Annotated in this window: 12 protein-coding genes; 6 read left to right on the top strand and 6 right to left on the bottom strand. The window is 70.8% G+C overall.

Annotation, left to right across the window (positions count from 1 at the left end):
• Positions 1 to 61 precede the first annotated feature (61 nt).
• A complete protein-coding gene (gene dnaB / locus BLW75_RS24790; protein ID WP_007032313.1) occupies positions 62 to 1471 on the top strand; it encodes a replicative DNA helicase in 1410 nt (469 codons plus the stop codon).
• Here dnaB and BLW75_RS24785 read toward each other — a convergent pair.
• A complete protein-coding gene (locus BLW75_RS24785; RefSeq protein ID WP_034314343.1) occupies positions 1468 to 2247 on the bottom strand; it encodes an alpha/beta fold hydrolase in 780 nt (259 codons plus the stop codon). The two genes, dnaB and BLW75_RS24785, sit on opposite strands and share 4 nt — an antisense overlap.
• 136 nt (positions 2248 to 2383) lie before the next feature.
• Positions 2384 to 3538, bottom strand: coding sequence for an FAD-dependent oxidoreductase (locus BLW75_RS24780; RefSeq protein ID WP_091598296.1), 1155 nt, complete (start codon positions 3536 to 3538; stop codon positions 2384 to 2386).
• A 69-nt stretch (positions 3539 to 3607) separates the two neighbouring features.
• Here BLW75_RS24780 and BLW75_RS24775 point away from each other — a divergent pair, with 69 nt between their 5' ends.
• Both BLW75_RS24775 and BLW75_RS24770 read left to right on the top strand, forming a co-directional pair.
• On the top strand, positions 3608 to 4291 hold the full coding sequence (locus BLW75_RS24775; RefSeq protein WP_034314346.1) for a TetR/AcrR family transcriptional regulator: 684 nt from the start codon (positions 3608 to 3610) through the stop codon (positions 4289 to 4291).
• Positions 4292 to 4328: 37 nt separating this feature from the next.
• Positions 4329 to 5504: a serine hydrolase domain-containing protein gene (locus tag BLW75_RS24770; protein ID WP_034314349.1), complete on the top strand. Its 1176-nt coding sequence runs from the start codon at positions 4329 to 4331 to the stop codon at positions 5502 to 5504.
• Between the two features lie 10 nt (positions 5505 to 5514).
• Here BLW75_RS24770 and BLW75_RS24765 read toward each other — a convergent pair whose 3' ends face one another.
• The gene (locus tag BLW75_RS24765; protein WP_091598293.1) at positions 5515 to 6468 is read right to left on the bottom strand and encodes a helix-turn-helix transcriptional regulator; all 954 of its coding nucleotides are present in this window, start codon (positions 6466 to 6468) and stop codon (positions 5515 to 5517) included.
• A gap of 85 nt (positions 6469 to 6553) precedes the next feature.
• On the opposite strand from BLW75_RS24765, the gene BLW75_RS24760 reads away from it, so the two are divergent.
• Entirely contained in the window at positions 6554 to 6925 is a 372-nt protein-coding gene (locus BLW75_RS24760) for a VOC family protein (protein WP_034314351.1), read from the top strand.
• Here BLW75_RS24760 and BLW75_RS24755 read toward each other — a convergent pair.
• Complete coding sequence (locus BLW75_RS24755; RefSeq protein ID WP_034314355.1) at positions 6901 to 7362, bottom strand: MarR family winged helix-turn-helix transcriptional regulator; 462 nt, start codon at positions 7360 to 7362, stop codon at positions 6901 to 6903. The genes BLW75_RS24760 and BLW75_RS24755 overlap by 25 nt on opposite strands.
• Before the next feature lie 149 nt (positions 7363 to 7511).
• Here BLW75_RS24755 and BLW75_RS24750 point away from each other — a divergent pair, with 149 nt between their 5' ends.
• On the top strand, positions 7512 to 8282 hold the full coding sequence (locus BLW75_RS24750; RefSeq protein ID WP_034314359.1) for a dioxygenase family protein: 771 nt from the start codon (positions 7512 to 7514) through the stop codon (positions 8280 to 8282).
• Here BLW75_RS24750 and BLW75_RS24745 read toward each other — a convergent pair.
• A complete protein-coding gene (locus BLW75_RS24745) occupies positions 8279 to 9445 on the bottom strand; it encodes an MFS transporter (RefSeq protein ID WP_034314362.1) in 1167 nt (388 codons plus the stop codon). The genes BLW75_RS24750 and BLW75_RS24745 overlap by 4 nt on opposite strands.
• A gap of 90 nt (positions 9446 to 9535) precedes the next feature.
• Here BLW75_RS24745 and BLW75_RS24740 point away from each other — a divergent pair, with 90 nt between their 5' ends.
• On the top strand, positions 9536 to 10726 hold the full coding sequence (locus BLW75_RS24740; RefSeq protein WP_198935760.1) for an ROK family transcriptional regulator: 1191 nt from the start codon (positions 9536 to 9538) through the stop codon (positions 10724 to 10726).
• 77 nt (positions 10727 to 10803) lie between these two features.
• Here BLW75_RS24740 and BLW75_RS24735 read toward each other — a convergent pair whose 3' ends face one another.
• Positions 10804 to 14154: a beta strand repeat-containing protein gene (locus BLW75_RS24735; RefSeq protein ID WP_091599920.1), complete on the bottom strand. Its 3351-nt coding sequence runs from the start codon at positions 14152 to 14154 to the stop codon at positions 10804 to 10806.
• Positions 14155 to 14293 lie beyond the last annotated feature (139 nt).

Raw genomic sequence — 14293 nt, 5'->3', positions numbered from 1 at the left:
ACCGGGGAAATTCTGGCATAATCGAACGCGTGTTCGATGTCTTGAGGAGGTGGCAGCAGCGGTGGCGCTGACCGACGACCGCAATCCGATGTACGCGGAGTCCGACCCGGGTCCCGGTGACCCCGGTCCGCGTGGCGGCGAGTACGACCGCCAGCCCCCGCAGGACATCGCGGCCGAGCAGTCCGTGCTCGGCGGCATGCTGCTGTCGAAGGACGCCGTCGCCGACGTCATCGAAGCCCTCGGCCCCGACGACTTCTACCGGCCCGCGCACCAGGCGATCTACGACGTCATCCTCGACCTCTACGGCCGCGGCGAACCCGCCGACCCGATCACCGTCTCCGCCGAACTGGAACGCCGCGGCGAGCTGGGCCGCGTCGGTGGCGCCCCGTATCTGCACACCTTGATCGCGACGGTGCCCACGGCGGCGAACGCCGGGTACTACGCCGAGATCGTCTCCGAGAAGGCGGTGCTGCGGCGCCTCGTCGAGGCGGGCACCCGGATCGTGCAGTACGGCTACGGCGCGGCCGCGGCCGACGGCGCGAACATCGACGAGGTCGTCGACCGTGCGCAGGCCGCGATCTACGACGTCACGGAGCGGCGCACCAGCGAGGACTACGTCGCGCTGGAAGAGCTGCTCCAGCCGACCATGGACGAGATCGACGCGATCGCGTCACGCGGTGGGCAGTCCCAGGGCATCCCGACCGGGTTCGCCGACTTCGACGATCTGACGAACGGCCTGCACCCCGGCCAGATGATCATCGTCGCGGCGCGGCCCGGTGTCGGCAAATCGACGCTCGGGCTGGACTTCGCGCGTTCGGCGTCCATCAAACACGGTCTGACCAGCGTCATCTTCTCGCTGGAAATGAGCAGGACCGAGATCGTCATGCGCATGCTCTCGGCCGAGGCCAGGATCCGCCTGGCGGACATGCGCGGTGGCAAGATGTCCGACGACGACTGGACACGGCTCGCGCGCCGGATGAGCGAGGTCTCCGAGGCGCCGCTGTTCGTCGACGACTCGCCGAACATGACAATGATGGAGATCCGCGCGAAGGCCCGGCGGCTCAAACAGCGCAACGACTTGAAGCTCGTCGTCCTCGACTATCTCCAGCTGATGACCTCGGGGAAGCGCGTCGAGTCGCGGCAGCAGGAGGTCTCGGAGTTCTCGCGGCAGATGAAGCTGCTGGCCAAGGAGATCGAGGTCCCGGTGATCGCGATCAGCCAGCTGAACCGTGGTCCCGAACAGCGGACGGACAAACGCCCGATGCTGTCCGACCTCCGTGAGTCCGGCTCGCTGGAGCAGGACGCGGACCTCGTCATCCTGGTCAACCGCCCTGACGCCTGGGAACGGGACGACCCCCGCGCCGGCGAGGCGGACCTGATCATCGCGAAGCACCGTGCCGGGCCGACGGCGACGATCACCGTCGCGCACCAGCTGCACTACAGCCGCTTCGTCGACCTGTCACACGACTAGAGCAGGAATTCGAAGACGTCCTTGGTGAAGCGGCGATCGCTCATCACGGTGTGGTGCCGTCGTCCCGGATAGACCTTGAGATCGCCGCGGCGGGTCTTGTCGGCCACTCGCTCGGCGAGTTCGAGTGGGTAGAGGGCGTCTTCCGAACCGGCGATCACCAAGGTCGGCGCGGTGATCTCGCCGAGCCGGTCTTCGATGTCGAACGCGTCCTCGGCCCGCAGCATGGCCACCATGCCGTCCGGGTCCGCCGGGCGGCCGGAGGCCAGGCCCAGCAACCCGGCCAGCAGAGCCCGTCCGGGGCGGGAGTCCGCCACCGTGGGCGCCAGCGCCATGGCCGCGGCCCGGTGCCGTCCGGCGGCCAGCAGATCCGCGTACCGGCGCTGGACGCGACGGCCTTCCGCGCCGAGCCGGGTGCCCGCGGCACCGACCACGAGCCGTCGCACCAGGCCGGGATGATCGGCGGCGAACTGCAGCGCGAGGCTGCCGGCCGTGGACAGGCCGAGCACGTCCACCGGGCGATCGAACCGGTGCCGCAACTCCTCGGCGTGGTGGGCGGCGAGCTCGGCCATGGTGACGCCGGGCCGGAGCCCCGGCCGCCTGCCGACCGTCAGCACGGTGAACCGCTCGGCCAGCGGTTTGAGGGACCGCACCTCCGCCCAGCGGGCGAATCCGGTGGGGTTGGCCGAGTCCGGCAGCACCGTCCGGAAGACCACCAGCGGGCTTCCCGTCCCGAACTCGAGGTACGGGGCGCCACCGGCCAGTACACCTTCGCGCATGGTCACTCCTTGGTCAGTCCCGCCGCGACGATGTCGATCAGCCGGTCTCTTTCCTCTGGCCGGCGGCCAGGAGCCGTTCGGTGATCCGGACGCGATCCTCAGCGCTGAACGGGGTCGGCATCCAGCTCCTGTACGACTACGAACGAAAGGATCTTTCGTTCATAGCATCTCGGCCTCGGTCCGGTTGGAAGAACGCGAGCATTCGCCGGGCGGCGTCCGGCGCGGCCAGAAGCTCGTGGACCCGCGCGGACATCCGGGCGGCGGCGTCGGCGCGGTCGAACATTTCGCGTTCGTAGTCTTCGACGGCGGCGGGGTAGTCGCCCGGATGCGCGGCCAGGGCAAGGCCGAGCAGGGCGCCGTCGAGCAGGGCCACGTTGGCACCTTCCCCCACCGGCGGCATCAGGTGCGCGGCGTCCCCGACCAGGGTGACGTCCGGCGCCGACGGCCAGGTCAGGCCGACGGGGAGAGCCGCGATCGACCGCGGCACCACCGCGTCGTCGCAGGCCGCGATCAGCGCGGTGAACCGCGCGTCCCAGCCGTCGAGTCGTTCGATCAGCCACGCCCGGGCGGCGGCCGGATCGTCGAGCGGCATCCCGTTGGTGCTGAACCAGTCCTCGCCGGTGCCGTAGAAGCTGAGGCCGACGCGCACGGTGCCGTCGCCGTTGCGCTGGGCCGCCAGTGACTTGCCGTCGCCGAGCGCCCAGTAGGTGCCGCGTCCGACCATCTCGGCGAGGCCGGGGTGAGTGCGGTCGATGTCGGGAATGCGCAGCTCGACGAAGTTGTGGCCGAGATGCGCCGGGCGGGCGTCGGTGAGCAGCGGGCGGACCCGGGAATACGCGCCGTCGGCGCCGACCAGCAGGTCGTACGTCGCGGTGCGCCCGTCGGCGAAACGCAGGACGCCGTCTTCGGCGGATTCGAAGGCGTGCCCCCAGCGCACCGTGTCTTCGGGGAGGGAATCCAGCAGCAGATCACGCAGGTCGGCGCGGTCGACCTCGGGGCGCTCGAACGGCGCGTCGTCGGGCGTGTCCTCCTGCAGCAACAGGGTGCCGTCCGGCTCCAAGAGCCGCATGTCCTGGCCCTCGTTGCGGGCGATCTCGGAGAACCGGTCGAACAGGCCGGCTTCACGCAACGCCCGCTGCCCGGTGTCGGCGTGGATGTCGAGCATGCCGCCTTGACCGCGGGCCTCACGCGACGATTCACGTTCGTACACGACGGCGCCGATGCCGTTGACGTGCAGGACACGGGCGAGAGCCAGGCCGCTGAGACCCGCTCCGACGATGGCGATGGTCATGATCCCACTCCTTCGATACACCGTATTGATCAATACACTGTATCGGACGATGCGGTGTATTGTCACCGCATGGTGGTGTGGGAGCGGCCGGAGCCGCCGAGTCGTCCGGCGCTGGCCCCGTTGAGCCGGGAGCTGATCGTGCGGGCGGCGATCCGGCTGGCGGACGCAGACGGCTTGGACGCGGTGTCGCTGCGCAAGGTCGCCACCGCGCTGGACGTCGGTCCGATGCGGCTGTACGGCTACATCGAAAGCAAGGAGGAGCTGCTCGACCTGATGGTCGACGCCGCCCACGCCGAGATCCGGCCCGCCGGGGAGGGCTGGCGGGAGGCGCTCCGATCACTCGCCGACGCCATGCGGCAGGCGGTTCACCGGCACGAATGGCTCGCCGACCTGCTCGGCGGCAGGCCCCAGCTCGGCCCGCACGCGCTGGCGACCTCGGAGGCCGTGCTGGCGGCGCTGGGTGACGTCGGCATCGACTCCGCGATACCCGTGGTCTCGGCGGTCAACGCGTACACGATCGGCGCGGTGCGCCGGGAGATCGCCGAGCGTCGGGCGGAACGGGCCACCGGAATGGACGAAAAACGCTGGCAGGCAACGCTCGGGCCCTATCTGACCCGGACCTTCGCCACCGGCAAGCTGCCCGCGCTGGCCACGGTGGTGCGCGACGCGGTCCACCTGGACGCCGACGAGACCTTCCGGATCGGCCTCGACTTCCTTATCGACGGCATCGGAGCCCGCGTGTCAGCGCCGTGACCGTCCCGTGTCAGCGCGACCCGCGAACGTGGTCGCCATGACCAAGACACTGAAGGCCTTCCGCCGCATCGGCCTCACCGCGCTGGCCGCCGCACTGCTGACGGGCGTCGCCGTGCCGACGGCCTCCGCCGGGCAGGACCGTCCGGAACTGCGGCAGATCGCCCAGGAATTCATCGACGCCGGGTTCGGCGGGATGCAGCTACGCGTCCGCGACGAGCGCGGCGAATGGACCGGCAGCGCCGGAGTGCGCGAGCTGGGCAGCACCGCGAAGCCGCCGACCAACGGCCACTTCCGCGTCGGCAGCACGTCGAAGAACTTCACCGCGACCCTGGTGCTGCAGCTGGTGGCCGAAGGCAGGATCGGGCTCGACACCCCGGTCGCCGGTTTCCTTCCCGAGCTCGGGCTGGACTCGCGGATCACCGTGCGGATGCTGCTGCAGCACACCAGCGGGCTGTTCAACCACACCGGCCAGTACCACCCGGACGGCACGGTCACGCCGGGAATCCCGTGGGCGGGCAAGGAATGGGTGGACAAGCGGTTCCACACCTACCGGCCCGAGGAACTGGTCCGGCTGGCGGTGTCCAAGCCCCCGGTCTTCGAGCCGGGCGCGGGCTGGAGCTACTCCAACACCAACACCGTGGTCGCCAGGCTGCTGGTGGAGAAGCTCTCCGGCCGCCCCTTCGCCGACGAGCTGGACCGGCGGATCCTGCGGCCGCTCAAGCTGCGTGACACCTTGTCGCCGGGCGCGTGGGCGGGGATGCCCAAGCCGTACGCCCACGCCTACTACCGCTATGAAGACGCCGGGCAGTGGAAGACGATCGACGTCACCCACCAGAACCCGTCCTGGATCTCCAGCGCCGGCGACATGATCTCGACGACCAAGGATCTCCAGACGTACTTTTCCGCGCTGCAGAGCGGAAAGCTGCTTCCGGCCCGGCTGATGGCCGAAATGCGCGAGACGCACCCCGGCAGCGAAAGCCTTTACGGCTTCTACGGTCTCGGGCAGTTCACGCAGGACTTGGGCCCGGGCTGCGGCGTCGTCCTCAACCACAACGGCGGCCTCAACGGCTACGGATCGCTGATGTACAGCTCGCCCGACGGCAGCAAGACGCTGACCGCGTCGATCACCTCGGGCGACTCCGCGAAGGATCCGCTGCCGTCGTTCCCGGGGGCGCTGGACAAGCTCGTCCGGACGGTGTTCTGCGGCAAGTGAGCACGACCGGTCAGCGCGCCCGCTCGGCCAGCCGGGCCGCCAGCGCGCTGACCAAACCGCGGAGTTCGGCCGGCCGTTCGATGACGAACGGCCGGTCGAGTGCGGCGAGCCGCGCCGGGATCCAGTCGAGCCGTTCGGCCCGGATCCGGGCGCGGACCTGGTCGCCGTCCGGCTCGAGGATCGCCACGGACGGCGGGAAGACGGCACGGATCTCCTCGGGCGACGCCTGGATCCGCACGGAGACGTCGTGCCGGTACGGCGTCTCGGCCAACGCGGTCAGCAGCCGCTCGGTCGGTTCGAAGTCGCCGGGGGCCTCGAAGGTCCCAGGCCGCGGCTTCGCCGACTTGATCCGGTCTACGCGAAAGGTGCGCACCTCGCCGCCGGCCGAGTCGAATCCGGTCAAGTACCAGCGGCCGGAATGCGCCACGACGCCATACGGATGGACGACGCGTTCGCTGGCGCCGCCGTGTCCGGCGAGGTACGCGATCCCGACCGGATGCCGGTCACGGGCCGCCTCCGCGAGGGTGAGCAGCACTTCGGCCTCGGCCGACAGGGCTTTCCTGGCCGGTGCGGTGAAATCGGCGGTCTCCAGCAGCGCGTTCAGCCGCCTGCCCAGAGGTTCGGGAAGTACCCGGCGGACCTTCGCGACGGCGCTCTCGACGGCCGCGACCGACGTGGTGATCAGCCCGGCACGCCGCCCCGCGACCAGGCCGAGCAGGACGGCCAGCGCCTCCTCGTCGGTGAGCATCAGCGGCGGCATCCGGTAGCCGGGGGCCAGCCGGTAGCCGCCGTACCGGCCGCGCACCGAGCGGACCGGGATGTCCAGGTCGACGAGGTGTTCGGCATAGCGGCGGACGGTGCGTTCGTCCACGTCGAGCCGTCCCGCGAGCTCCGCGACGGTGCGCGTCCCGCCGCTCTGCAGGATCTCCAGCAGCGCGAGCACACGGGCGATGGGCCTGGTCACAGCGAGAAGAATACCGGGCGGATTCTGCCCGGTATTGCTCCTAGCGTGGCCGGTGTCCCGCTTTCCGGCACCGAAAGGACCAGCCATGCAGTTCGTTTCCGTCCGCGTGATCACCCATGACGTCGCCCGCCTCGCCGGGTTCTACGAAAAGGCGACCGGCCTCGCCGCGCGCTGGCGTTCCGAGCAGTTCGCCGAACTCGTCGGCCCGTCGTGCATCTTGGCGATCGGCAGCGCCGAGACGATGCGGCTGTTCGGCGCGGGAGCCGCGGTGCCCGAGTCGAACCGCACGGCGATCCTCGAGTTCCGCGTGGAGGACGTCGACCGGGAGCACGAGCGGCTGGCAGGCCTGGCCGAGATCGTGCAGGAGCCGACCACGATGCCGTGGGGGAACCGGTCGCTGCTGTTCCGCGACCCCGACGGCAACCTGGTCAACTACTTCACGCCGAGTGCCCCGTAGTTCCGGACGAACGCGGTCAGCAGCCGGGCGAACTCGCGGCGGTCGTCGTCCGTCCAGTCCGCCATCGCCTCGGCGAACACCGAGCGGCGGAATTCGTGCATGCGCGCCACTTCGGCGCGGCCGGTCTCGGTGAGCACGAGGACGGCGCGGCGGCCGTCGCGCTGATCGGCTTCGCGCCGGAGAAAACCGTCCTCGACCGCGCGGGCGACGAGACGGCTCGCTCGCGGCTGGTCGATGGCCAGCGCGGCGGCGAGACTGGTGACGGTCCCGGATTCGCCGCTCTCCCCGGCCGCCTCGACGGCGTCGAGAAGTCCCTGAATCGCCTGGTCCGGCATGGTCTCGGCGCGGTCGCGGGCGAGTTTCGACAGCGATCGCCTCGCCTGGCTCCGCCGGATGGCGATCATCGCGCGTTCCACGTCGGCCACGGCGTCCGTCATCGCTCGTCCTCACCAAGTGCCTGTACTTGCCGCCCTACCCGAAGAAGTATCCCTGAAGCCGGACGCCGGCCAACCTCGTGCGGGAATAAGACGAAGCCTGGCGACGTCGTCTATCCTGGTAGTTGAAAGTTCAAACACCTGGAGCTGACATGACGCCGGTGCTCTACCTCAGCCACGGCGCGCCGCCGCTCGCCGACGACGCCACCTGGACTCGCCAGCTCGCCGGCTGGTCGGCGGACCTCGAGAAACCGAAAGCGATCCTCGTCGTCTCGGCACACTGGGAAGAGGCACCGCTGACCCTCGGCGCCACCACCACAGTGCCGCTGGTCTACGACTTCTGGGGGTTCCCGGATCGCTACTACCAGGTGGAATACGCCGCGCCCGGCGCTCCCGAACTGGCGGACAAGGTGCGGAAGCTCCTGCGCTCGACCCGGACGCCGGTGCACGACGCGCCCGATCGCGGCCTCGACCACGGCGCGTACGTCCCGCTCGTGGAGATGTACCCGGACGCCGACATCCCGGTGCTGCAGGTGTCCATGCCGTCGCTGGACCCGCGGGAGCTGTTCGACCTCGGCCGGAAGCTCGCGCCGCTGCGCGACGAAGGCGTGCTGATCATCGGCAGCGGCTTCTTCACCCACAACCTGAGCGCACTGGGCCAGACCGACGGCACCGACGGGGCGCCACCGTCGTGGTCGAGCGAATTCGACCACTGGGGTGCGGAAACCCTGCGTGAAGGCGACCTCGATGCGTTGCTGGACTTCCAGCACAAGGCACCCGCCGCGGCCCTCGCGCACCCCAGGATCGAACACTTCGCGCCGCTGTTCGTCTCGCTCGGCGCAGCCTCTTCGGAGGGCAAAGGGGAGACCGTGATCGACGGCTACTGGCACGGCCTCGCCAAGCGTTCCCTCCAGTTCGACTAGCGGGTTCGAAGGACGCCGGCGCCCGCCACCAGGCCGAGCGCCAGCAGCGTGACCACCGCGAACGACATCGTCAGCGACGTCAGGTCGGCGATCCCGCCGATCAGCGACGGCGCCACGAGACCCGACGAATAGGTGATGGTCGCGACGCCCGCGATCGACTGGCTCGGCGTCGGCCCGCTGCGTCCGGCCGCCGCGAAAGCGAGAGGCACGACGACGGAGACGCCGAGCCCGATCAGGGCGAAACCGGCCATCGCCATCACCGGATGGACGGCGAAGACGACCAGCAACCCGCCCAGTGTCGCGAAGGCGCCACCCGCGCGGACGGTGTTGACCGAGCCGAAGCGCCGCACCAGCGCGTCGCCCGAGAGGCGGGCGACCGCCATCGTGCAGGTGAACGCGGTGGTCGAGGCCGCGGCGATCCCCGGCGAGGTGCCGAGGACGTCACGCAGGTAGACGGCGGACCAGTCGAGGCTCGCCCCTTCGGCGAAGACGGCGCAGAACGCCACCGCGCCGATGATCACGGCCGATTTCGGCGGCAACGCGAACCTCGGCGGCGGGTTCTCGTCCGGTGCGCTGCGGACGTCGAAGACGCCCTGACAGATGAGCGCGCCGGCGACGGTGAGCACGGCCGACGCGATCGCGAAGTGGATCCGGGCGTCCAGCCCGGCATGTGCGGCGAGCGTGCCCGCGGCGGAGCCGACGAGCGCACCGGTGGTCCACATGCCGTGCAGCCCCGACATGACCGACTTGCCCATCCTCTCCTCGACGTCGACGCCGAGGGCGTTCATCAACACGTCGGAGGTACCCGCCGCGGTGCCCATGACGAACAACGCGAGGCACAGGGTGAAGAGGTTCCCCGCAAGGGCCGGGAGGATCAGCGCCAGCGTCCAGTACGCGAGCAGCAGCCGGAGCCCGAGCCTGCTGCCGAGCCGGTGCCCGATCCGCGCGGCGAGCGGCATGGTGAGCGAAGCACCGATGGCGGGGAAGGCGAGCGCGAGGCCGAGCTGGCCCGCGCTGATCCCCGCGTGCTCCTGGATCCACGGGATCCGGGTGGCGAAACTGCCGGTCACCGCGCCGTGCACGGCGAAGACGGCGGCCGTGGCGAGCCGCGCCTGCCGCACCCGCCGCGTCGGCCCGCCGACGGTTTCCACTGTGTTGGTCACTGGGCCCCCAAGGTCCATGAGACGACTCGACGGCGTCAGCGTAAACTATCAGGAAGGGAACCTGATAATTAATTCTGGGAGGATCTGCCGGTGAGTGTCATCCGGATGCCGTCCGCCTCCCCGAGCACGGCACGTGCCATCAACGACCGCCTCGCTCTCGACCTCCTGCACCGCGAAGGCGCCCTGACGGCCGCCCAGCTCAAAACGTTGACCGGGCTTTCCCGGCCGACGGTCGCGGACCTCGTGGAACGCCTCCAGGACGCCGGGCTGATCGAGATCGTCGGCGAGGCGGGCGCGGAACGCCGCGGCCCGAACGCGAAGCTGTACGGCATCGTCGCCGAACGCGCCTACCTCGCCGGCCTCGACGTCCGCACCCACGGCGTGGCCGTTTCGGTCGCGGACCTGCTGGGCCGGACCCGAGCGGAGGCCTCGCTGCCGTTCGACCTGGACGTCGACACCGAGGTCGCCGTCGAGCGGGCGATCGCCCTGCTGGAGGCCACCACCGCCGAGGCGGGCGCGACCGAGCTGCACACGATCGCCGTCGGCGCTCCCGGTCTGGTCGACCCGGCGACCGGCGGCCTGCGGCACGCCGGCGGCTTGCCCGCGTGGCACGGGAGACTTGTCGACGAACTCCGGCGACGGCTCGGTGTCCCGGTGCTGCTGGAGAACGAGGTCAACCTCGCGGCCGCCGCCGAACAGCGGCTCGGCGCCGCCCGCGACCGGGACACGTTCGTGCTGCTGTGGCTGGGTTTCGGTGTCGGCGCGGCCGTCGTCCTCGACGGTTCACTGCGGCGGGGCGCGTCGGGCGGCGCGGGGGAGATCGGGTTCCTGCCGATGCTGGGCCCCGGAAGGCTGCCGACGGCGACCGACTGCGACGGCGGCTTCCATACCCTGGCGGGCAGCGCCGCGATCTGCGAACTCGCCCGCGCGCACGGCATCCCGGCTTCGACGGGCGACAACGCCGAAGCGGCCGAGGCGGCTGTCGGGTACGCGATCGACGCGAACGCCGAGGAGTTTCTGGAGATCGTCGCGGAGCGGATCGCGATCGGTGCCGCCGCGGTCACCGCGGTCCTGGATCCGGGCTGTCTCGTGCTGGGCGGGGAGATCGGACGGGCCGGCGGCGACGCGCTGGCGTCCAGGGTGAGCCGTCGGCTCTCGGAGATCTCGCCGCTGCGGACCGAGGTCCGTGCGGGCACCGTCGGCGGCGGCGCGGTGCTGGAAGGCGCGGTGCTGACCGCGATGGGCGCCGCCCAAGACGCGCTGTTCACCCCCGGGGGCTGAACAGAACACAAAGCGGGCCCGGGAGTGTCTCCCGGGCCCGCTTCGGTTCATTCAGTGGCGCTAGCCGACTGGCAGGTTCACATGGTGTGGAACTTCTTGCCGGTCAGGGTGCCGATGAAACGCTGGAACATGCTCAGCGGCGACGAGTCGACGCCCGCCAGAGCCGGGACCTGCGCGGTCGGCAACGCCGGGGTGCTGTTCACGCCCGGCAGGGTGCCCGTGGCGGGCAGCTGCACCGGCAGCGCACCCGCGGTGGGCAGGGTGCCCGCGGTGGGCAGGGTGCCGGCGGTCGGGAGCTGCACCGGCAGCTTGCCCACGGTGGGCAGGGTGCCCGCGGTGGGCAGGGTGCCCGCGGTGGGCAGGGTGCCCGCGGTGGGCAGGGTGCCCGCGGTGGGCAGCTGCACCGGCAGCTTGCCCGCGGTCGGGAGCTGCACCGGCAGCTTGCCCGCGGTGGGCAGCCCGTTCAGCGCCGGGAGGGCCGGCAGCTGGGCGAGCTTGGGGGCGTCCGCACGAGCGGCGTCACCGGGCAGACCCGGGGTCTTCGGCAGGGCCGGGACACCGGGCAGGGCCGGGGTGCCGGGCAGCTCGGGCAGTTCCGACTTCGGCAGCATCGTCGGGACGGCGGTCAGCTGCTTCAGCGCGGTCAGACCGGCCATCTGCACCGGCAGGGTCGCCACCTGGGGACCGTCGGCGCGGGCGCCACCGATCGCCGGGGTGGTGGGCAGGGCGCCGGCACCGTTCATCGACGGCAGGGTGGGGGCACCGAAGGGCAGCGCGGGCAGCGCGTCGATCGGCATCTCCGAACCGACCGAGTCGGTGAAGGTCCGGGTGAACTCCTCACCGTTGATCTCGGTGAAGTCCTCCGAGTTCTCGTCCGCGATCGCCAGGATCGGGATCTCGAACTCGTTCAGCGGCACCACGAAGACGAACGGGTGGTGGAAGTTGAAGCCCGAGAGGGCCTCTCCGCTGCCGTCGGTGATGCTGTCGCCACCGGCCTGGCCGGTGATCATGCTGGTCGCCTCGGTCTCGGACACGCCGCCGACCGCCGCGATGGCGTTGCCGAACACCTCGGGGTCGACCGCGGCCGGGATGTCGAGGATGTTGCCCGACAGCGATCCGTCGAGACCCGAGGTCTCCACGTCTCCACCCGAAAGGGCGTCGACGGTGTTGGAGCCTTCGGCGTCGGCGAGACCCGCGACCGCGACCGCGTCGTGCGTGATCGGCACGATCGGCAGCGCCTGCACGCCGATGATGTTGCCCGCGACCGCACCCTCGTCACCGTTGGTGGTGGCGTCGCCGCCGGCCTCCGACAGGACGTCGCTGACGCTCTCGCCCTCGGCGATGCCCGCACCGGCGATGCCGTGCCCGGTCAGCGGGACCGCGCCGCCGATCGGCGTCTGGACGATGTTGCCCGCCAGCGCGCCTTCTTCACCGTTGGCGGTGGCGTCGCCGCCCGCGCTCGAGTCGGTGAGGTTCGTGCCCTTGCCCGAGGCGATCCCGCCGAGCACGGCGGCGAAGTTGTGCGCCTGGACCGGCAGGGAGACCGGGCCGTAGACCAGGTTGCCCGAGCCCGCGCCACCGTCACCGGTCGCGTGGACGTCGCCGCCCGCGGTGGAGGTGGTGTCACCGTCGGCGCCACCGTGGCCCTGGCCGATGAACGCGCCACCGATCCCGAACGCCTGCACCGGCAGCGAAACCGGCACGGTGCCCAGGTTGGAGCTGAGGAAGCCGTTGTCGTCGGCGGTGTTCCCGCCGCCGCCACCGGTGACGACCTTGGTCTCCTCGGCCGAGGCGGTGCCCTGACCGATGAACGAGCCACCGACGCCGAAGACCTCGGCCGGGACGGCGGCCGGGACCTGGACGATGTTGCCCGAGCCGGAGGAGTCGTTGCCCGTGGTGCCGTCGTAGTTGCCGGCGGTCACGGTCTTCGTCTCGGACGCCTCGGCGGTCGCCTGTCCGATGTGCGAGCCGGCGACACCGAACACCTCGGGGGCCAGCGCGGCCTGGGTGTTGACGATGTTGCCCGCGAGGGTGGAGTCGTCACCCGTGGTGTGGCTGCCGTCGCCGGCGTTCGCGTCGACGGTGTTCTCGCACGAGGCGACGTTGGCGCTGCCGATGTAGGTGCCCGCGATGCAGGTCACCTCGACGGGAGCGGCCACGGCCGGGTCGACGATGTTGCCGCCACCGGCGGAGCCTTCGCCCTCGGTGCTGACGAACCCACCGGCGTCGACGGTGCTGGACTGGCTCGTCCCGCCTTCGGTGCCGGTGTTCGCGAGCCCGATCCAGCTGGCGGCCACGCCGCCCACGTTCGCGACGTCCGCGGTCTGCGGCACGATCGCGTTACCCGCGACGGCCGAGTCCTCGCCGGAGGTCTGGACGTAGCTGGGGACGTTGGCCCAGCCGGGCGTGGTGTCACCGGCGGTGGCGTCCGCAGAGGAGCTGCTGTTGGAGTTCGCGAGCGAACCCCACGCGGCGGCCGCGTTGTCGTTGACCTTCGCCGGGAGGGCGATCGGCACCGCGCCGACGTTGCCGCCGAGGGCGGAGTCGTCACCGTCGGTCTCGATCCAGCCACCGGAGGTGGCCTCGGTCTCGGCCTCGTAGCCGGAGCTGTTGGCGTTGCCGATGATCCAGGAGGCGGCGTTGCCGGTGACCTGGACCGGGGTGGCGAACTGACCGGCCAGCACGTTGCCGGACAGGGCGGAGCCCTCGCCGTCGGTGGTGATGTTGCCGGTCTCGGTGGTGCTCTGGCTGGCGGAACCGCCGACCACGCGGCCGGTGCCGCCGGCGAGCCCACCGGCGTTGCCGGCGATCTGCACGGGCAGCGCCCAGTCGAGGGACACGACGTTCCCGGCGAGGCTGGAGTCCTCACCGGTGGTCTCGATGTCCTGGTTGTGCGACCAGGTCTGGTCGTGGGTGCCACCCTCGACCTCGGCGTCGCCGATCACGCCGATGGCGTTGTCGACGATCTGGATCGGGACGACGACGTCACCGACGACCTTGTTGCCCTTGAGGATGTCGTCCGTGGTGGTGAACCCACCGCCGGTCATCCCGCCGCTGACCTGGCGGGCCGAGTCCTTGGCCGCCAGCGGGGCCGGGACCGCGTTCTTGCCGGAAAGGCTGGGGAGCCCTCCGCCGATTCCGTCGGTGCTGCCGCCGGGCGACGAAGCCGAGTCCAGCGCGTCCGAGACGGGCTTGGTGACGGCCTTGGTGCTGACCTCTCCCTCGTAGCCGGGGAGGTCGGCCTGGCCGAGGGGCGTGCCAATGGCGTTGTTGTCGATCTCGATGGGAACGGTGACGTTCGCGTCGAGCGGGGAGGCCGGGGTGTCGGGGTTGACGTGTTCGTCGGCCGAGGCGATGCCGGTGCCCAGCATCAACAACCCACCCGTGACCAACGCGGTCTGGAGTCCGCGCTTTGCCCAGGATTGCATGGGGTTTTTCTCCTTCATTTCGGGTTCCCTTTCGGGTTCAGAGAGGTGCCGTTCGAGAGGCACCAGAGGGGGTGGAGCGGATCGCGGGCGCGAAAAAGCGCACCGCCGTTTCGCGGGGATCAGGAGCGGACGCGAAGCC

Source organism: Amycolatopsis lurida (assembly GCF_900105055.1).
Classification (GTDB): domain Bacteria; phylum Actinomycetota; class Actinomycetes; order Mycobacteriales; family Pseudonocardiaceae; genus Amycolatopsis; species Amycolatopsis lurida.
This window is presented reverse-complemented; position numbering and strand designations above follow the sequence as displayed.